17 protein-coding genes are annotated in these 19,573 nt (G+C 39.3%); 14 read left to right on the plus strand and 3 right to left on the minus strand.

Annotation, left to right across the window (positions count from 1 at the left end; all coding sequences use genetic code 11):
* The first annotated feature begins 43 nt into the window (after positions 1–43).
* The 6 genes from PV403_RS08360 (at position 44) to PV403_RS08390 (ending at position 7,310) form a co-directional block, all read left to right on the plus strand.
* The gene (locus PV403_RS08360; RefSeq protein WP_332084181.1) at positions 44–1,069 is read left to right on the plus strand and encodes an endo-1,4-beta-xylanase; all 1,026 of its coding nucleotides are present in this window, start codon (positions 44–46) and stop codon (positions 1,067–1,069) included.
* Positions 1,070–1,173: 104 nt separating this feature from the next.
* Entirely contained in the window at positions 1,174–1,992 is an 819-nt protein-coding gene (locus tag PV403_RS08365; RefSeq protein ID WP_332084182.1) for an alpha/beta hydrolase, read from the plus strand.
* A 26-nt stretch (positions 1,993–2,018) separates the two neighbouring features.
* On the plus strand, positions 2,019–3,404 hold the full coding sequence (locus tag PV403_RS08370; RefSeq protein ID WP_332084183.1) for an ABC transporter substrate-binding protein: 1,386 nt from the start codon (positions 2,019–2,021) through the stop codon (positions 3,402–3,404).
* A gap of 109 nt (positions 3,405–3,513) precedes the next feature.
* Positions 3,514–5,202, plus strand: coding sequence for a carbohydrate-binding protein (locus PV403_RS08375; protein ID WP_442951746.1), 1,689 nt, complete (start codon positions 3,514–3,516; stop codon positions 5,200–5,202).
* 123 nt (positions 5,203–5,325) lie between these two features.
* Positions 5,326–6,126 (plus strand): phosphodiester glycosidase family protein, encoded by an 801-nt coding sequence (locus PV403_RS08385; protein ID WP_332084184.1) that lies wholly within the window; start codon positions 5,326–5,328, stop codon positions 6,124–6,126.
* A gap of 95 nt (positions 6,127–6,221) precedes the next feature.
* Complete coding sequence (locus PV403_RS08390; RefSeq protein WP_332084185.1) at positions 6,222–7,310, plus strand: CHAP domain-containing protein; 1,089 nt, start codon at positions 6,222–6,224, stop codon at positions 7,308–7,310.
* 137 nt (positions 7,311–7,447) lie between these two features.
* Here PV403_RS08390 and pelA read toward each other — a convergent pair whose 3' ends face one another.
* Complete coding sequence (gene pelA / locus PV403_RS08395) at positions 7,448–8,431, minus strand: pectate lyase (protein WP_332084186.1); 984 nt, start codon at positions 8,429–8,431, stop codon at positions 7,448–7,450.
* A 254-nt stretch (positions 8,432–8,685) separates the two neighbouring features.
* Here pelA and PV403_RS08400 point away from each other — a divergent pair, with 254 nt between their 5' ends.
* From PV403_RS08400 to PV403_RS08410, 3 genes are all read left to right on the plus strand, one after another.
* Positions 8,686–8,979: a hypothetical protein gene (locus PV403_RS08400; RefSeq protein ID WP_332084187.1), complete on the plus strand. Its 294-nt coding sequence runs from the start codon at positions 8,686–8,688 to the stop codon at positions 8,977–8,979.
* Between the two features lie 51 nt (positions 8,980–9,030).
* Positions 9,031–9,603 (plus strand): LPXTG cell wall anchor domain-containing protein, encoded by a 573-nt coding sequence (locus PV403_RS08405; RefSeq protein WP_332084188.1) that lies wholly within the window; start codon positions 9,031–9,033, stop codon positions 9,601–9,603.
* Between the two features lie 72 nt (positions 9,604–9,675).
* Positions 9,676–10,911, plus strand: a complete 1,236-nt coding sequence (locus PV403_RS08410; protein ID WP_332084189.1) for an erythromycin esterase family protein — start codon at positions 9,676–9,678, stop codon at positions 10,909–10,911.
* 173 nt (positions 10,912–11,084) lie between these two features.
* Here PV403_RS08410 and PV403_RS08415 read toward each other — a convergent pair whose 3' ends face one another.
* A complete protein-coding gene (locus PV403_RS08415; RefSeq protein ID WP_332084190.1) occupies positions 11,085–12,275 on the minus strand; it encodes a coenzyme F420-0:L-glutamate ligase in 1,191 nt (396 codons plus the stop codon).
* A gap of 135 nt (positions 12,276–12,410) precedes the next feature.
* Here PV403_RS08415 and PV403_RS08420 point away from each other — a divergent pair, with 135 nt between their 5' ends.
* On the plus strand, positions 12,411–13,307 hold the full coding sequence (locus tag PV403_RS08420) for a LysR family transcriptional regulator (protein WP_332084191.1): 897 nt from the start codon (positions 12,411–12,413) through the stop codon (positions 13,305–13,307).
* Positions 13,308–13,379: 72 nt separating this feature from the next.
* Here the strand turns inward: PV403_RS08420 and PV403_RS08425 are convergent, their stop codons facing one another.
* The gene (locus tag PV403_RS08425; RefSeq protein WP_332084192.1) at positions 13,380–14,462 is read right to left on the minus strand and encodes a GntR family transcriptional regulator; all 1,083 of its coding nucleotides are present in this window, start codon (positions 14,460–14,462) and stop codon (positions 13,380–13,382) included.
* Between the two features lie 343 nt (positions 14,463–14,805).
* On the opposite strand from PV403_RS08425, the gene PV403_RS08430 reads away from it, so the two are divergent.
* From PV403_RS08430 to PV403_RS08445, 4 genes are all read left to right on the plus strand, one after another.
* Entirely contained in the window at positions 14,806–16,407 is a 1,602-nt protein-coding gene (locus PV403_RS08430; RefSeq protein WP_332084193.1) for a xylulokinase, read from the plus strand.
* 16 nt (positions 16,408–16,423) lie between these two features.
* The gene (locus PV403_RS08435; protein WP_332084194.1) at positions 16,424–17,119 is read left to right on the plus strand and encodes an L-ribulose-5-phosphate 4-epimerase; all 696 of its coding nucleotides are present in this window, start codon (positions 16,424–16,426) and stop codon (positions 17,117–17,119) included.
* Between the two features lie 74 nt (positions 17,120–17,193).
* The gene (gene araA, locus PV403_RS08440) at positions 17,194–18,618 is read left to right on the plus strand and encodes an L-arabinose isomerase (RefSeq protein WP_332084195.1); all 1,425 of its coding nucleotides are present in this window, start codon (positions 17,194–17,196) and stop codon (positions 18,616–18,618) included.
* Positions 18,619–18,932: 314 nt separating this feature from the next.
* The gene (locus tag PV403_RS08445; protein ID WP_160031541.1) at positions 18,933–19,568 is read left to right on the plus strand and encodes a glycoside hydrolase family 11 protein; all 636 of its coding nucleotides are present in this window, start codon (positions 18,933–18,935) and stop codon (positions 19,566–19,568) included.
* Positions 19,569–19,573 lie beyond the last annotated feature (5 nt).

Below are 19,573 nucleotides of genomic sequence, written 5' to 3' on the forward strand. Positions count from 1 at the left end.
CCAGTCATCCAATTCTGAATGAGTATAGAGGGGGTCAACAAAATTGGGAGATCAGACAGTTGATCAGAAAGTAGCCATACCAAAGCTCCATGAGGTTTATAGGGAACTGTTTCACATTGGAGCGGCTGTTAATCCGATGTCATTAATTACACAAAAAGATCTGTTGTCACAGCACTTCAATAGTGTAACGGCAGAGAATGAAATGAAATTTGAAAGAGTTCAACCAGAGGAGGGAAGGTATACATTTGAAGCAGCAGATCAGCTAGTTGCTTTTGCAATGGAGAACAACATGGCAGTCAGAGGTCATACCCTTGTGTGGCATAATCAAACTCCGGATTGGGTTTTCGAGAATCATTCGGGAGGCAGAGCTGACCGGGAGACTTTACTCACCAGAATGAAATCTCACATCGATGAGGTCGTTGGACGCTACAAAGGAAGTATTTATGCCTGGGATGTTGTTAACGAAGCCGTATCAGACAGTGGCGAGCAAATACTGCGTAAGTCTAAATGGCTTGATATGATCGGTGAAGACTTTATTGCAAAAGCTTTCGAATATGCACACGAAGCGGACCCGAATGCGCTCTTGTTCTACAACGATTACAACGAATCTGTACCTGAAAAGCGAGAAAAGATATATGCACTTGTCAAGTCGCTGATAGAACAGGGGGTTCCCATACACGGCGTTGGTCTGCAAGCACACTGGAACCTGTTACATCCGTCGCTGGATCACATAAGGGAAGCGATTGAGCGATATGCGAGTCTTGGAATGAAGCTTCATATTACAGAAATGGACGTCTCGCTCTTTGCTCATGAAGATAAGAGGACGGATCTCACTTCACCGACGGAAGAGATGCTTGAACTTCAAGCTGAGCGTTATGCCGGGTTCTTCCGATTATTTAAGGAGTACAGTGATCACATCACTTCTGTTACTTTTTGGGGCGCCGCGGATGATTACACTTGGCTGGATCATTTTCCTGTCCGTAATCGTAAAAACTGGCCATTTCTCTTTGATACACAGCATAAACCGAAAGCTTCCTATTGGGATGTAATTGATGCTGTTGAGTCCTAAGATCGTATAGGGATTTAACTATAGGATTATAAGATAAACGATAAGAGAATTGTGAATTTGCTTGAATTTTGATAATACCGATTATATGAGAGAGGAGGAAGGATATGGCTGTAATGCAAATCAGCTTCTTTTCAAAGTGTATGAAAAGAGAGGTGACTTTCAATGCATTGTTGCCGCTTGATCAAGCCGCAGAGGAAAGTCCAGATTCTAAAGAAAACACGAAAGGTCTGAAATCTCTGTATTTACTTCATGGTTATTGCGGAAGCCATACGGATTGGCTTAGCTATTCGAGGATACGAGAACTTTCCGATCGGCATCAAGTGGCCGTGTTTATGCCTGCGGGAGAGAATAAGTTCTATCTCGATAATGAAGAGAGAGAAGAATGGCTTGGGGAGTATATTGGACGCGAACTCGTACAATTTACTCGGCGCATGTTCCCCATATCCTCTGAGCGAGAGGATACCTTTATCGGAGGGCTGTCAATGGGCGGATATGGCGCCATACGTAACGGACTCAAGTATGCTGACCATTTTGGAGGGATTATCGCCTTGTCGTCAGCGCTGCTGCCATACTCATTACCTGATATGCGACCACATGTTCATAATGGGATTGCTAGTTACGATTATTACAAAAGTGTATTTGGCGATCTCGATCTTGTTCTTGGAAGTGATAAAGATCCGGAGGAGCTGATCCGCTGTCTTAAAAAAGAAAAGTTAGATATACCGCAAATTTACTTGGCTTGTGGAACAGAAGATTTTTTACTTCATGTCAACCAGCGGTTGCATCAATTTTTATTGAGCGAAGATGTCGATCATACATATGTCGAAACTTCAGGTGCTCATACATGGGATTTTTGGAATGAATATATAGCTGATGCTTTGAAATGGGCTATACAATCAAGAAATGAAAGCGCTGTATCTTGAGGTTGTTAATTATAGGGGGGATAAACATGCAGATGCGTAAATTGGGAATGCTGCTTTGTTGTTTTCTGTTAGTGTTTATGGTGGCATGCAGCAGTGGCGGGGGAGGTACAGCTTCTGAACCAGAACCAGGAAATGTAAGCACGGGAACGGAAGTAGAAGACGCAAATAAAAATGAGGAAGCACCAGTAGAAGAGGAAGAAGTCACCGGGACACCTGAGATGGATTTTGACATGGGTGGCCGGACACTTAAATGGGTATCTTGGTACGATGAATCGGTAAAGGAAGATAACCCAGACAGTATTGAAGTGAAGAAAAACTTGGATGCTCTAATGGAAAAACATAATTTTAAAATCGAATATGTTGTAGTCGATTTTGGCGAATATCAAGATAAAGTAACTGCATCGCTCGTAGCCGGCGAACCTCTCGGAGATATTATCAGGGTAGCTAGACCTTGGATGATTCCGACACTGGTTAAGCAGGATTTATTCCACCCGGTAGATGAATACACCAAGAACGAAAAGGTGTTTATTCAGCAGTACACGAACGAATACTCGCAATTTGAAGGAAGAGGCTACGGATTTAGAACAGGAATTAATGGAGCTTCTTCCGGTGTTTTTTACAATCGTACGTTGATGAATCAGTTAGGTATGAAGCCATTACAAGAGTATGTTAACGAGGACAACTGGAATTGGGATACCTTTATACAGGTCGCTAAAGAAGCGAATAAAGATTCGAACAATGATGGGAAATTGGATATTTGGGGGCTGGCTACTGCTTCTATTCTTGTTCAGGCTATGGCCGCAAATGAAGCTAACTTGGTTGCTGGTGATAAACAAAACTTGGATGATCCAAAAACATTGGAAGTATTAAACTTCTTGTCTACACTTGCTACGGAGTCTGTTGCAAGACCTACTGAGGGAGGAGATTGGACTGAACCAGGACAGTTTTTCCGTCAAGGTAATACTTTAATGGTTGCGAGCAGTGATTATGAAATAGAAAATTTCGCAAAAGATATGCCGGATTATGATATCGGATTCTTGCCGTTCCCTAAAGGACCAAGTGCTACCGGATATCACTCTCACAACACCATACCTAACTATTTAACCGTTCCAAGTGCTATCGAAAATCCGGATCAAATCGTCTATATTTATGAGAAAATGCATGATTTTGAATCCATGTACGATTATCCGAAACAATCTAGATTCGAGACAATGTTCAGTAATGAGGACGATCTGAACAATGCCCGTAATGCGGGAGAAAGCATTAAAGTAATTGATACCATTGATGGTTATCCTAGCATGCCTTATTATGAATTTGGCGGTGAAATTTTAGAAGGCGTGTCCGTATCAACGGTTGTTGAGAAATACAAAGAACCGTTCCAAGCGGCAATTGATGAAGTCTGGAAAAAGTAAAATAGTATAACACACGTAATAGAGCAGTCCGAGCGGAGTCTAGTTATAACTTCGAGCGGACTGCTTTTTATTAAAACAAGTTTACATCGCAAATTTATTTAGAGAGGGAATGATAAATTTGAGTTCACTTACTAAAAAATCAATTTGTGCACTGCTTGTTTTTGCTTATGTGATGCAGCTTCTATTTTCCTTTTCAGACCATCCAAAAGTATTTGCAGCAAGTGATGTAAATGTTAATTTTTCTTCTGAAAAACAAGTCATCCGCGGCTTCGGAGGGATTAATCACCCTGTATGGATCGGCGATTTAACTCCTGCTCAAAGAGATACTGCGTTTGGTAACGGAGTAAATCAGCTAGGTTTTTCTATACTGCGAATTTATGTAGATGAAAATAGAAGCAATTGGTACAAGGAATTGCCAACGGCGAAACGTGCCATTGAACAAGGCGCTATTGTTTTTGCATCGCCATGGAATCCTCCTAGTAGTATGGTAGAGACGTTCAATCGTAATGGGGATACGAGCGCAAAACGGCTTAAGTATGATAAATATGCAGCTTATGCTCAGCATCTAAATGATTTCGTAGCTTATATGAAAGAGAACGGTGTTGATTTGTACGCGATCTCTGTTCAGAATGAACCCGATTATGCTCATGAATGGACCTGGTGGACACCTCAAGAAATACTGCGTTTTATGAAAGAGAATGCAGGTTCCATACAGAGTAAAGTTATTGCTCCCGAGTCATTTTCTTATCTTAAAAATATGTCAGATCCTATATTGAATGACCCGCAAGCTCTCGCGAATATGGATATACTTGGCGCACACACATATGGCACAAACTTTTCTGACTTTGCCTATCCATTGTTTAAACAAAAAGGGGCAGGAAAAGATCTTTGGATGACGGAAGTGTACTACCCTAACAGCAATAATAACTCAGCAAATCTCTGGCCTGAGGCGCTGGATGTTGCTTATCATATGCATCACGCGATGGTAGAAGCGGATTTTCAGGCCTATGTGTGGTGGTATATTCGTAGACAATATGGTCCGATGAATGAAGATGGTACGATAAGTAAACGTGGATACAGTATGGCTCATTTTTCAAAGTTTGTTCGTCCTGGATATGTAAGAGTTGATGCCACTAAGAATCCGGATACGAATGTTTTCATCTCTGCTTACAAAGGTAACAATAAGGCCGTAATTGTAGCGGTTAACCGGGGAACATCAAGTATAAATCAAAAGTTTAATTTACAAAATGGAACTGCTTCCAAAGTATCTACATGGATTACAGACAGCAGCAGAAGCATGGCAGCAGGTACCGATATTACGGTAACGAATCATTCTTTTACCGCTGAGCTGCCTGCTCGAAGTGTCATGACATTTACAGCTGATTTAGGAAATGTCAGTGGAAGTGAGTCTACAACCTATGAAGCGGAGTCTGGTACAACGTTGACAGATGCTGTAGTTGAATCTCTCTACAGTGGATACAGCGGAACTGGATATGTTAATTTTAGTGCTGACTCAAACGCGGCAATTCAGTGGAATTCGATCTACTGCGCAGTGACAGGAACGAAAAATATAAAAATTCGGTATGCACTGGAGTCCGGAACTAGGAATCTTGATATCTATGTAAACGGAACAAAGGTATTAAGTAACGTTCCTTTTTCCGCAACGGGAGCATGGGGAACATGGGGCGAAAAAACGATACAGGTTCCTATGAACAGTGGAAATAATATAATAAAGATGGAAACCACAGGAACGGAAGGTCCAAATATCGATAAAATTGAAGTATCTGCTCAGTATTAATTATAATGAATGAAATGCAGCTGGTCAGTTGATCAGCTGTATTTTTTATAATTTCATTCAGGGAGGATTTTACATTAAGGGTGTCAAATATAAGTGTTCTACTGTTAGGAGGATGTGTGTGAAATGAGAGACCAAGCTATGAATAGGGGGACTTTTTTAAGATATTTATCACTAATCCTCTTGTGTGTTTTTATTCTAATATCAAGTATCGTATATACGCGTTTCTTTACTAAAGAAGAAATTCCTGAAGGAATAAAGTATACCCAAACAACTACTGACAATGGGGTTGCTTTACACGTATTGCAGACGGAACCAGATCATATATCGCTGCTGACGATTAACGATAACGTTGTGCGTTCCGGACTGCCTGGAATTAATGGCGGATTCTTTTGGGAAGATCAGTTGCTCAGTATTGCGGTGATGGATGGTGTGCCTACTAACAGAAGTGTTAAGGAATATGGATCAGGCTGGTTTAACACCAAATACGACCGTGGAACGATGGTATATGATCGGATCACAAAGAAGGTTGACGTTCAGCGAGTTGCAAGTGCCGACGATCTACGGATTACAGATGAGACAAAGTTCTGGGCGCAGGGTGGAGTAAGTATGAACTTAATGGATGATAACAGGTGGTATCAAATTGCGATTGATGAAGAAGGACTTCCGTTTCCTAGCGATAAGCGGTTGCGCAGTGCAATGGCTTATGATACATCAGGAGACATCTACCTTATTGTTTCTTCTACCAAATGTACGGCTAAGCAGTTTCGTGCTGCGATAAAGAGTAGTATTGCCGTTGGAAAATTACAGGAAGGCATTTTTCTAGACGGGGATGGTTCCTCACAACTGCTCGCCGGTAACGTTAAGCTGAAGGGTGATGATAGAAAAGTGGTGCAGATGATTGCTGTAAATGGAGAGGGGCGCTAGAAATGTACAAGCTAGGATAGACACGGCATAATGTCGTAAAATAGATCAATTTTAAAAGATAAGTCTGCAATAGTTCGAGATTAGGGGGCGCAATTTTGATAAGTGATAAGAAATTAAGGCGACTTGATTTTGTTCAATCTCTTGTTTTTGATAATCTTCTACCAGTTAATAACAGTTTAAAGCAACATCAGTTTTGGTCACAACTGTCTGGGGTTTCAAATTTTGCTTCAATGCTTGCTATACGGAGAGGACAAGACCCGGAAAAGGCTGCAATCGCGGGGTTACTTCACAATTACTATTTCGTTAAGACGGGAGTAAAGACCTTTCCAGGCCACAATAGTGCTGATGCTGTAAGACCCATCCTACGCAGCTCCGAACTCTTTTCTGATGAAGAGATGTCTATCATTCTTAGATCTATCTTTTATCAAGATGATCGACAGCGCAGCCATGGTCCCTATGAGGAAATTTTGAAAGATGCTATTTTGCTGCAGATGTACTTTCACAATACGGATAGACATGTACCTACAACGGATATACATAGACTACAAAATGTACTTAGAGAGTTAGGGATGCCGGAAGAAACAGTAAAAGCGGTTGCTACCGCCAATCATATTGATTCGAAATTAATAAATTTACATAGGGAAGACAGACGTTCTATGCTTGCTGATTATGCAGAAACCTTGGCCAAGAAGAATATTATAGGCGTACCTGAAAATGAGGTTTACCGAGAGATTTGCAAGTATTGGCCAGACACTGATATTTATAAAGTGCTGGAGAGTAACTGGTGTGCTGCATTTGTATATCACTGCTGTATGCAGGTGGGTATACTACTGCCGATTCGTTATCCGAACCATATGTTTCGGCTTGCCGGGGTTGGAGCGTTGCTAGATTGGGCAAAGCTGCCCGAAACTGGATTTTTTAATGATGTTAATCAAGAAGAGTTTAATCCGGCTCGTGGTGATATTGTTATTTTTGAGAAACTACTAACTGATCAATCTCATGATCATATCGGAATTGTGTTAGCTTGTGATGATCATCAAATTAAGGTTGCAGAAGGTAATGTAGATAATAAGAATGTTTCCAGCGTTTTATATAGGGATAGAAGTCATTGCATACTTGGGTATATTCGAATAGGGGACATCTACCAGTATCAATTCAATGGAGAGTACATCCCCATTCCATAATTTCAGGCGGAGAAAAGGTGTATACAACTGCTTAACAATAATTGCTTAAGCAAACGATATGTAAAGATAGAAACAACCAGCCTCTAAGTCTGAGACTGGCTGTTTTATTTATTACTCCGCATTGTTACCGATGTTGCTTAATAGATCCCAAGACCATTAGGCCAATTTCCATACCATGAGTAATTTACTCGTCTTTCTTGCTCAATATCACTGAGTTTGTATTTAACAATCCCGTCACGACCGACAAAGATCGGTTTATTTGTATTTATCTCATAAAAACGTGCCCAAATTGCTGGAGCAGTTGGATCACTCGTCACGACTACATCATCACTTGTCTTTACAACTTTGATTCCAGTAATTTTCACAGCTTTAAACCAATCTTCTGCAGCTTTGATCGAAGCGGCAATTTGAGTTGTAGAAGATCTAGTTTTGAGGAATTTAACAATCCCGACACTTTCTTGGCCGGAGAGAGAAGGAACTTCGTATGCTCTTGCCCCAGCGGGCTTTAATGTTACTGAATCATGCTGTTGTCCCCAAACCGTTAGCTTTCCATTGACAACAACCTGCATTTGCAAAATAAGGTTTACACCTTTTGTAACTGCCGTTTTACATCTTCCCGCTAGAGTGCTGTCAATAAAGGAAAAGTCTCCTTTTTTGTTAGCAACATCATCTAGCAGTATCATTACGTTAATCAAGGCATTGTCATTAAAGGTAATGTGTTTATGATAACCGGAGCTGTTATACACTTGCGGCCAGCCGCCATTTGCATATTGCATGTTCAACAAGAAATTGATTCCTTTGATCGCTGCAGCAGAATACTTGCTGTCTTTCGTTTTTTGATACTCAGCTGCAAGTCTCCTAATCTCGGTATAAGTGGCCTTGTTATCAATCGTAGACTTGGCCCACTCTCCGCTGGTTGTCGTATAATCCTTTTTCCAACCGCCATCGGATTGTTGGTATTTTAGAATGTCTGAGATGCTTGCCGTTTCCCCAGAAGCGGCATTTACGGCAGAAGGAGATAGAAACAGGATACTTAAAGTGGAGAAGAACATTGTTAAAGCGAGTAGAAAGGAAATTCGTTTGATTCTTGTTTTACGCAGGTAAACCAGCTCCTTTTTCATTTTGGTTTTACATGTGAAGCGAATACAATGTACCAATCCTATCATAATCCACTGAAAAAAAGAGGGGTTAAACAGGCTTAGAAATAGAATGTTGTAAACGCTTCCATATAATATACCTTATTATAATAAAACAGAAACAAAATATGTCTATTTTTTGCAATGATTAGATAGTAATTTCAATCGCTAGATAAGTTTAGTTGGAACAAATGATTAGATGGTGCGTTTATTCAAGTAGAAGGATAAGGAGGGGAGTCATGCGTAATTTATTTTTTATATTTTTACTGTCCGTATTATTATCTGGATGTGCTTCTGAACAAGACCTTACCTTAGAAATTGCTACAAGCAGGGCACTAGATAAGGTTCCTGGCTGTGGAAATGACTTAGAAACTTTTAACAAGGTTAATGAGAGCCAAGAAAAGGAAGATGGATTTGTTATCACCATTCAGCAAGACTGTGAACCAAAAGACGGAGAGGGACCTCAGATGCGTTCGGATTACACCTATTACGTGACTAAAAATGAAGTTAAGATCGTTAAAGATAATAATTAGATTCTTGGATGGTGTTACATTGGTGGCGGAATATGAATAAGGAGAATGATGATGAAAAGGAAAATAAATGTGATTTTACTAATTTGTCTATTAGTGAGCATCATGACAATTTCTATACCTTCAAATGCATATGCTTGTTCTTGTGTAGAGCCTATAAGTGTTCAAGATGAACTCAGTCGATCAGAAGCCGTTTTTTCGGGACGCGTAATTGAAGTAAAGGAAGAGAGAACGAATAGATATCTATCGAATGCTGTATTATTTGAAACTAGTGAGATCTGGAAGGGTGGTTCAGAATCTCAAATCATAATTCGTACCGGCAGCGGTGGAGGTGATTGTGGGATTCAATTTAAAGAAGGAGAAGATTATTTAGTATATGCGAAATCATCTTCTATGTATGGTGACAGAGAAGAGCTTGTAACTATTATTTGTGATCGGACGAGTGTATTAGCTCAAGCAGAAGAAGATTTAACTATTTTAGGTGAAGGTAAAGCACCTACAAATCAAGTAGATCTTACAAGGGAATTGAATCGTATAAGCTCAGATATATGGATGACAGTGCTTGGAATCGGATTATTAATTATTGTCGTGGCTTTCTTGGTATGGAGAAGAGTAAGAAAGAAATAAGCCAGCTAACTCTACATTCATTATCAAAATTAGTATATTTCACAGGATTTATTGAACGAAAGGGGGATAAGGGTGGCAATCTTTCAGTCAAGAAAGAGAAAATATAACATGTCAGTAGAGTGGGTAAAGGAACATGCTCATCATGTGGATACCTTGTCCGAATCTAAATCGGATCATTTCACCTTTTTAGAGAACATTTTAAAGGATAAACGAATTGTATGGCTAGGTGAAAATGGCCACGGTATTGCTGAGCATAATCTTCTCAAAACCAAATTGATTGATTTTCTCTATCATAAAATGGGATTTAAAGTGATAGCATTCGAGAGCGGAATTACTGAATGTTATACCTCGAATTTCCTGAAAGATGAACTTTCACTTGATGAATTCATAGACCATTCTGTCTTTCCGTTTTGGAAAACAGAAGAAACATATTCATTATTCCAATCATTAAAAGCTAACGAGGACTTTAATCTGATCGGTTTTGATTTTCAGCCCTCCAGCAAACAGAGTCTGTTGATAGCGTTTTTAAATAAAATCAATATTGATTTTCCATTAGAATTTATACAGAACATACAAAAAGTGGAAGAAAACATAGCCCATTGGTTTGGCCGAATTAGCAATTATACAAGAAGAAGGAAGAGGGTACCCAAAGAGACATTGCAAGAATATAAACTTATTCAAAGTGAACTAAATGAGATTATAGATCAATTATATGATCTTCTGATGGATAGAAAAAAGGATTTTATTAATAATGGTTTGGACTTGCCCTTTACATTCATTCAGAAAGAACTCGATAATAGACGTCTTTTCCTAAATCATTTAACAGATAACTACCAAGATTATATGAAATATCGGGATCAGATCATGGCAGCTAACTTAGAATGGATTTGTAATGAATTATATCCGAATGAAAAGATAATCATTTGGGCTCACAATGCTCATATTTATAAAAATTACCAAGCATCAAATAATTACAAACCAATGGGTTCATTAATTAGTAAAGAGTTAATGGATGACTCCTATTATATGGGTCTCTTTATGTATGAAGGAGAGGCACATTTATTGAATAGAACAGTCTATAGAATTGGCCCTCCTCCAAAAAAGAGTCTAGAGGATTATATGAATCATACCGATTCCCTTGTTTCGTTTCTTGATTTCTCTAATGTCACGGCACAACCATACAATAAGTGGATATTTGAGAAAACACTGATCTTAGAGCATGGAACGGTGAGGAAATTTATTATCCCAGCTGAACAATTGAGCGGAATATTTTTTGTGAAAAAGGTTTCACCACCTCGTTACCTATAATCATCTGTAAATCCAAATAGATTCGTTAAACAAAATAAAAATGCACCTTACTAAAATTGAATTTAGTAAGGTGCATATTAAAATATGTGAAACATGATAACCGGATTGTGATGTAAGAAATCATGTCCAATATTTGTCTTCCATGTTACAGAATAAAGACATTTGGATTCATCTTATTTTGTATAGTTATCGAAGTAACCTTGGATGTAAATCATTGGTGTTCCTTTGTCGCCGCTTCCTGAAGTTAGATCAGACAATGAGCCAATGAGATCGGTTAGTCTACGAGGCGTTGTGCCTTGAGCTTCCATTTCACCAACGAGATCGTCGTTCTTGTTCTGGATGAATGCAGTGATTGCTTGTTGTAACTCTTCACCACGAAGATGGGAGAAGTTGTTATCTGCCAAGTACTTCAGTTTTACTTCATTTGGAGTACCACTCAGTCCCTCAGTGTAAGCAGGGGAGACAACAGGATCTGCCAGTTCCCAAATTTTACCTACTGGATCTTTGAAAGCTCCATCCCCATAAACCATGACCTCAACCGTTTTACCAGTTAATTCTTTCAATTTCTCTTGAATACGATCAACGATAGGTTGACAATTATTCGGGAATAATTTCACGCTTTCTTCCGTTGCTTTATTAGACCCAAGAAGACCATACGCTTCGTTAAAGCCGCTGCCATTAATGGATTTGGATAAAATATCATCAAGACCGTATACTTTTTCAGCACCATTGTTCGTTAAAATGCGTTTCGTTCTGAAACGGGAGTGAATATCACAAGTCAGAACATATTTTGTATATTCTAAAATGGTTTTAGGGTTATTAGAGAAGATGACCTCGCAAGTTGTACCTTCTGCTTCAATGAGAGATTTATAATATTCAATGTAATCCACACCCGTAAATGGATGTTTTTTATAACCAAAATGTTCGCGGAACTGAGCTTCTGACAATACATCAGTCCAAGGATTGATGCCTTTCACATCCAGTTCGTCGATGTCTACCAGGTGATTACCTACTTCATCCGCAGGGTAGCTTAACATTAAGATGACTTTCTTCGCGCCCTTTGCAATCCCTCTCAAGCAGTTAGCGAATCGGTTACGGCTAAGAATTGGGAAAATAACACCAACCGTTTCGTCACCGAATTTTTCATTTATATCTGTCGCAATATGGTCGATTGTCGCATAGTTCCCTTGCGCACGAGCAACAATGGATTCCGTTATGGTAACAATGTCACGATCCTCGATCGAAAATCCTTCACTTTTTGCTGCATTTAATACTGTATCCACTACGATTTCTTCAATAGAATCACCTTGGTTAATGATCGGACCACGAAGTCCACGTACAACGGTTCCTACTGCTCTTGACATAATAATCTCCCCTTTATCGAGTTCGCGTTATGTATCTTAGTAACGAAATGTTTAAACACTATGATTTTACTATACCTCTGAAAAGTGTTATAAGTAAAATTAATATTTGTAATGTTTGATATAAGGAGAATTAATATGATCGGAAAATTAGATTTATATCGCGTATTTAATGTGGTCAGCCAACATAAAAGCTTTTCTAAAGCGGCAGAAGAACTATTTTTGACCCAATCTGCAGTGAGCCAGGCGATTACAAAACTTGAGAAGGAGTTAGAAATTCCGCTTTTCTATAGAACCTCGAAAGGCGTAGTTCTAACAACAGAAGGTAAATTATTAAATGAACATATTAATTCTGCGCTAGGGATCATTCATGCCGCAGAAGATAAAATGCTGGAGTTCAAGTCATTAAAGACAGGGCAGCTGCGAATTGGAGTAGGGGATACCATCTCTCGTTATTATTTACTGCCTTACCTAGAGAAGTTTCACAAAGAATTCCCGGGCATCAAATTAAATATTATAAATGGAACGACAATGGAAATCTGCGAGTTTATAAAATCGGGAAAAGCGGATCTTGGCATCTGTAATTTGCCCATTCATGGGGAACATCTAGAGGTCATTCCTTGTAAGGAAATTCAAGATATTTTTGTGTGTGGAGAGAAGTACAAAGATCTGATTTCAAAACCGATTAGCTTAGACGATTTAATGGACATGCCCCTTATTTTTCTAGAGAAGAAGTCGAACTCAAGAATGTACGTAGAAGACTTTTTGAAAAAAAGAGGACACCATCTTTCTCCCGTTTTTGAACTTGGATCCCATGATTTAGTATTAGAGTTCACAAAAATTAATTTAGGCATTTCCTGCGTCATTAAAGAGTTTTCAATGGACTATCTCGAAAGAGGAGACTTATACGAGATCATACTAGAAGAGGAAATCCCTAAAAGAAATATTGGCATATGCTATCTGAAAAATGTTCCATTATCACGTGCAGGACAGAAGTTTGTGGAAAATATAAACCAAAGAGCCCAGTCTATTTAATTTAGACTGAGCTGTTTGTTATTAAATTTAATTTACTCTTTCTCTTCAGTCATTAACTGATTTTCTGGAATTTTATTTCTCCACCACAGTCTCGCCTTCTATTAGTACTGGCTGATAATAAGTGCTCGTAGGGAGATCTTTTTTACCTTGTAATTTCTTGATAACCCAATCTGCCGCATCTCGTCCCATTTGTTCTTGCGGGTGTGTCAGCGTAGTTAGTTTAATGTTTGCATTTTTTGCGATATAGGAATTGTCTTGTCCGATAATAGATAATTCATCCGGTATCGAAATATCTAGTTGTCTGCACACATTTACGACTTCGAGCCCTACCTCATCGTTATAACAAACAATCGCTGTGAGCATATCTCTATTTTCAATTAAGAAATTTTTTATATTAACGGATAAATTCTGCTTTGACTCTGTATCAAATGAGAGCACTTGCTCCGGTTGAAACCGTAACTTAGCTTCACCCAGCGCTTTAATATACCCCTTCATTCGATATTTACCTTGTAGGTCATCCATTTTCGAGATAATTCCTATTTTTTTATGTCCTTTAGAAATTAATTCTTTTGTAGCTAGATAGCTGGATTGTACGTCATCAAGACAAAAGAAAGGAACTTCGAGTTCTTCATAATAAGCATTGATCATAATGAAGGGAACATCTTGTTCTTTGAATGTTAGGTAGTAAGCAATATTGGGATTGTATAGATTACTTTTCGTAGGTTCAACAATTAAACCATCTACCCCATAAGAGAGCATCATTTCTAATGCTTTTTTCTCTTGTGCGACATCATTATTTGTACTTGCTAATAGCAGCGAGTAATTATCCTCATTAAGCCTTCCTTCAATACCACGGATAATGGAGGGGAAAATGTAATCGGAAATATAAGTTGTGATGACACCAATGATTTTATTATTGGAATTTCCATTCGATTTAGATCGGTATTGGTTGCTGACATAAGTACCTGATCCTTTTTCACTTCTGAGAAAACCCTCGTTTGACAATTCTAAAATCGCTTTTCGTACGGTCTGCCGGCTAACTTGGTATTGCTCTTGTAATGCAGACTCTGTAGGAATCTGTTCCCCGACGTTATAAACGCCTGAAAGAATATTACTTTTTATATCGTCAATGATAAATTGATATTTTGGTTTCACTAAAGTTCACTTCTTTCATCGTAGTTAGTTAATATATCAAATTTATATAAAATAGTTGTAAGTACAAATTTCATTAATATCTAATCAAAACAATTATTTTATCTTATTTATGTACAAAGTTCAAAACAATTATATTATCTAAGCAGCTTTATGTCACATAATATCTTTATGTATACATAAATTCCAATAAAGAGGGACCGTTGTTGTTAATTTGTATGTATATATTTTAAATGTTGTTGACAAATGTACGAACAAAAAATATACTGAATCTGTCAAAAGGAAAGCGCCTTCTTTCGATTAAAAGGTTTTTAAAAGTGCTATCTGAGAGGGGACAACCGTAAGAATGAGCCAGCTAAATATCAAACAAGCAATTACTAAGGGAGAAACTTCACTTGGTATCGAATTTGGATCCACTCGAATCAAAGCAGTCCTCATTGCGAATAACTTTGAAACGATTGCTTCGGGGAGTTACGAGTGGGAGAACAAGTTAGTCGATGGGTTTTGGACGTACAACTTAGAGGATATCATCAGTGGGCTACAAGCAGCCTATAGCGAAATGAAGCAAGAAGTAGAGAAGAAATATGAAGTTACACTACAAACGATTGGTTCTATTGGATTTTCCGCAATGATGCACGGTTATATGGCATTTGATGAAAATGATCAGCTGCTTGTTCCGTTTCGGACATGGCGCAATGCGACAACCGGTGCTGCAGCAAAAGAGTTAACAGATCTGTTCCAATTCAACATTCCAGAACGTTGGAGTATTGCTCATTTATATCAAGCTATTCTTAATGAAGAGGAACATGTGCCACGTATTCGTTTTATCACTACGTTGGCAGGATTCATTCACTTTTTACTTACAGATCATAAAACAATCGGCATCGGTGATGCCTCTGGTATTTTCCCAATTGATGAATCAACAAAAGATTACAACGAATCGATGATGAGACAATTTGATCAACTTACTTCAGCCAAAGGTTACCCTTGGAAGTTGCAAGATATTCTGCCTCAAGTATATGTCTCAGGTGAAGAAGCTGGTAAATTAACGGCAGCTGGAGCCAAAATCCTTGATAAATCAGAAAATTTACAACCAGGTATTCCACTTTGTCCTGCTGAAGGCGATGCGGGTACAGGAATGGTTGCTACCAATAGTGTCAGAAAACGCACCGGGAACGTCTCCGTAGGAACTTCCGTGTTCGCGATGATTGTATTAGAAAATGATCTTTCCGAATTACATCCGGAAATTGATATGGTAACCACTCCAAATGGCAGTCCGGTTGGAATGGTACATGCCAATAACTGTTCTAGTGATATTAATGCTTGGATGGGGCTGTTCCGCGAATTTTCACAAGCGATGGGTTATAAAGCGGATACAGAAAAACTATTCAGTGTCATGTTTAATAAGGCACTAGAAGCGGACCCAGACGGCGGCGGACTGCTAAGCTACGGTTATTTTTCCGGCGAAAATATTACAGGATTAGAGCAGGGACGACCACTCTTTGTCCGCACCCCTGAAAGTAATTTTAATTTAGCTAATTTTATGAGAACCCATCTTTTCACTGCATTTGGAGCTCTTAAGATCGGAATGGACATTCTGACGAAGAAAGAAAATGTAGAAATCGACAGCATCTTAGCACATGGCGGTTTATTTAAAACTCCTCTCGTTGGACAGAAGATGGTTGCAGCAGCACTGAATGTTCCTGTGTCTGTGACAAGCACAGCTGGAGAGGGCGGCGCATGGGGAATGGCCATTCTTGCATCTTACATGATTAATAAAGATACAGATGAAAGCTTAGAAGATTTCCTGGACCAAAAAGTCTTTAAAGATGTTGTGGCCGAGGAAGTTCACCCGGATGAAGTTGATGTCAAAGGTTTTGAAATCTTTATTGAACGATACAAAAAAGGTCTGGCGATTGAGCAGGCTGCTGTAGACAACTTAGCATAAAAGGGGAGGGAATCCGGTGTTAGAACAACTAAAAGAAGAAGTGTTTCAAGCCAATCTCGAACTGCCTAAACAAGGACTTATTAAATATACATGGGGCAATGTAAGTGCGGTCGATCGTGAAAGCGGTTTGTTTGTAATTAAGCCAAGTGGTGTTGACTACGAAACGATGAAAGCTAGTGATATGGTCGTTGTTGATTTAGATGGCAACGTAGTGGAAGGTGAGTATAGACCTTCTTCGGATACGCCAACTCACGCAGTACTATATAAACATTATCCAGAAATCGGCGGCATTGTTCATACGCACTCTCCATGGGCGACGATATGGGCTCAAGCGGGACTTGATGTTCCTGTCATGGGAACTACACATGCAGACACATTCTATGGTTCCATTCCCTGCGCACGATTCTTGACACAAGAGGAAGTTGACCGCGGTTATGAAGCGGAAACAGGTCATGTCATCATCGAGACTTTTGAGAATCGCGGTATCGATATTATGGCAGTACCAGGTGTCTTGCTTAAGGGTCACGGACCATTTACTTGGGGAAAAGATGCAAAAACAGCAGTTATGAATAGTGTTGTGCTGGAAGAAGTTTCGAAAATGAATTTATTTGCTAGAGAGTTAAATCATTTTGCTGAGGAATTGCCGCAGCGCATTTTAGATAAACACTACTTACGTAAACATGGAAAAAACGCTTATTACGGACAAAAGTAAGTTAACTGAATCAAGGATATCGTTTTACTAACTTGAAACTGATCTCACTATAAATATTAGAAAAGAGGATTCATATGACAACAGTTAGCACAAAACAATTTTGGTTTGTTGTTGGTTCACAGCATCTATACGGAGAAGAAGCATTAGCAGAAGTGAAAGCTCACGCTCAAGAAATGACGGATGCATTAAATAATAGCGGTGTTCTTCCTTACCCACTCGTATTGCAAGATCTGGCAGTAAGTGCAGATAAGATTACAGACATTATGAAAGAAGTTAACTATCGTGATGAAGTTGCCGGTGTCATTACTTGGATGCATACCTTCTCACCAGCAAAAATGTGGATTCGCGGAACAAAACTGTTACAAAAACCTTTGCTTCATTTGGCAACTCAATATAATGAAAGCATTCCTTGGGCAACCATCGATATGGATTTCATGAACCTCAACCAAGCTGCTCATGGAGACAGAGAGTACGGATTTATTAATGCTCGCCTGAACAAACAAAACAAAATTGTTGTAGGCTACTGGGAACGTCCTGAAGTGCAAAAACAAATTGCAGAATGGATGGACGTAGCGGTTGCTTACAATGAAAGCTTCCATATCAAAGTTGCTCGTTTTGGCGACAACATGCGTAATGTAGGGGTTACTGAAGGAGATAAGGTCGAAGCACAGATTCAATTTGGCTGGACGGTTGATTACTTTGGTATCGGTGATCTTGTTCAGGTGATCAATGAAGTTACAGAAGAAGAAATTAATGATCTGTTTGCTGAATATGCAGAATTGTATGATTTTGAATACGGTACTTACAGTAAAGAAGCTTGGGAAGCAAGTGTAAAAGTACAAATCAGCTATGAGATCGCGATCAAACGTTTCTTGGATCAAGGCGGCTACAATGCTTTCACAACAAACTTTGAAGATTTACATGGAATGAAACAACTTCCAGGACTTGCTGTCCAACGTTTGATGGCACAAGGATATGGTTTTGCTGGAGAGGGCGACTGGAAGACAGCAGCACTGGATCGTTTGCTCAAAGTCATGAGCCACAATAAGTCTACAGGCTTTATGGAAGATTACACTTATGAACTCACAGCTGGACAAGAGTCCATCCTTCAATCTCACATGCTTGAAGTAGATCCAACACTCGCTAGTAGCAAACCTAAAGTAGTCGTATCTCCACTAGGTATTGGCGATAAAGAAGATCCAGCTCGTTTGGTATTCGACGGAAAACAAGGAGACGGAGTTGTCGTATCTATGGCTGACTTCGGTACACACTACAAGCTTTTGATCAACGAAGTTACTGCTTTTGAACCAACAACACCAGCTCCAAAACTTCCTGTAGCTCGCGTGCTTTGGAACGTGAAACCAAACTTCCAAGATGGGGTTAAAGCTTGGATCGAAAATGGTGGCGGTCACCATACCGTTGTATCTCTAAACTTAACTACAGATCAAATTGTAACTTACGCTAAACTCGTAAACCTGGATTATGTAGTCATTAAGTAATCATTTATTATTATCATAGAAATCTAGATAGGTAACAAAAAAAGTGTCATATATTTGCAGCCGTCCTATAAAAGGGCGGCTTTTTTCTGTGGGGGTCGATTTACATGTGAAAAGTGAAGTAAAACCTTTAATTTACATAATAGTTTTGTATGCGCTTTCAAATTATAATCTTTCCGTAAAGGAGGTGGTTATTCCCGTTCAAGCATGATGACACAGGCAGAGATAGGTATGTTGCTACTGGAAACAAAAACAACCAAGAAACTGCTGCATGTTGTAAAGCGAAGATGAATCAAAAATAGGTCAGGAGGTAGTTTATGTTTAAAATGAAAAAGAAAGTTGGAGCGGTAATCCTTGCAGTGTCCATGAGTTTAGGAATATTTGCAGCAACCTCGAGTGCAGCAACCGATTATTGGCAAAATTGGACAGATGGCGGCGGAACCGTGAATGCGGTCAATGGCTCTGGAGGAAATTACAGCGTCAACTGGAGTAATACTGGCAATTTTGTTGTCGGTAAAGGCTGGACCACGGGATCACCGACCCGCACTGTAAATTATAATGCGGGTGTCTTTGCTCCTTCAGGTAACGGATACTTAACCCTCTATGGATGGACTAGGAACTCATTGATTGAGTACTATGTCGTTGATAGCTGGGGCACATATAGACCGACGGGAACATTTAAAGGGACCGTGACTAGTGATGGGGGTACTTACGATATTTACACGACAACAAGGTACAATGCACCTTCCATAGACGGAACACAAACATTTACACAGTACTGGAGTGTTCGTCAATCCAAGAGACCAACCGGAGTTAACGCGTCCATCACGTTTGGCAACCACGTTAACGCATGGAAGAACGTAGGAATGAACCTAGGAAGCAGTTGGTCATATCAAGTATTAGCGACAGAGGGATACCAAAGTAGTGGCAGCTCTAATGTAACGGTATGGTAACACTC

Origin of the sequence: Paenibacillus sp. GYB006 (assembly GCF_036577645.1) — a bacterium.
Classification (GTDB): Bacteria; Bacillota; Bacilli; order Paenibacillales; family Paenibacillaceae; genus Paenibacillus.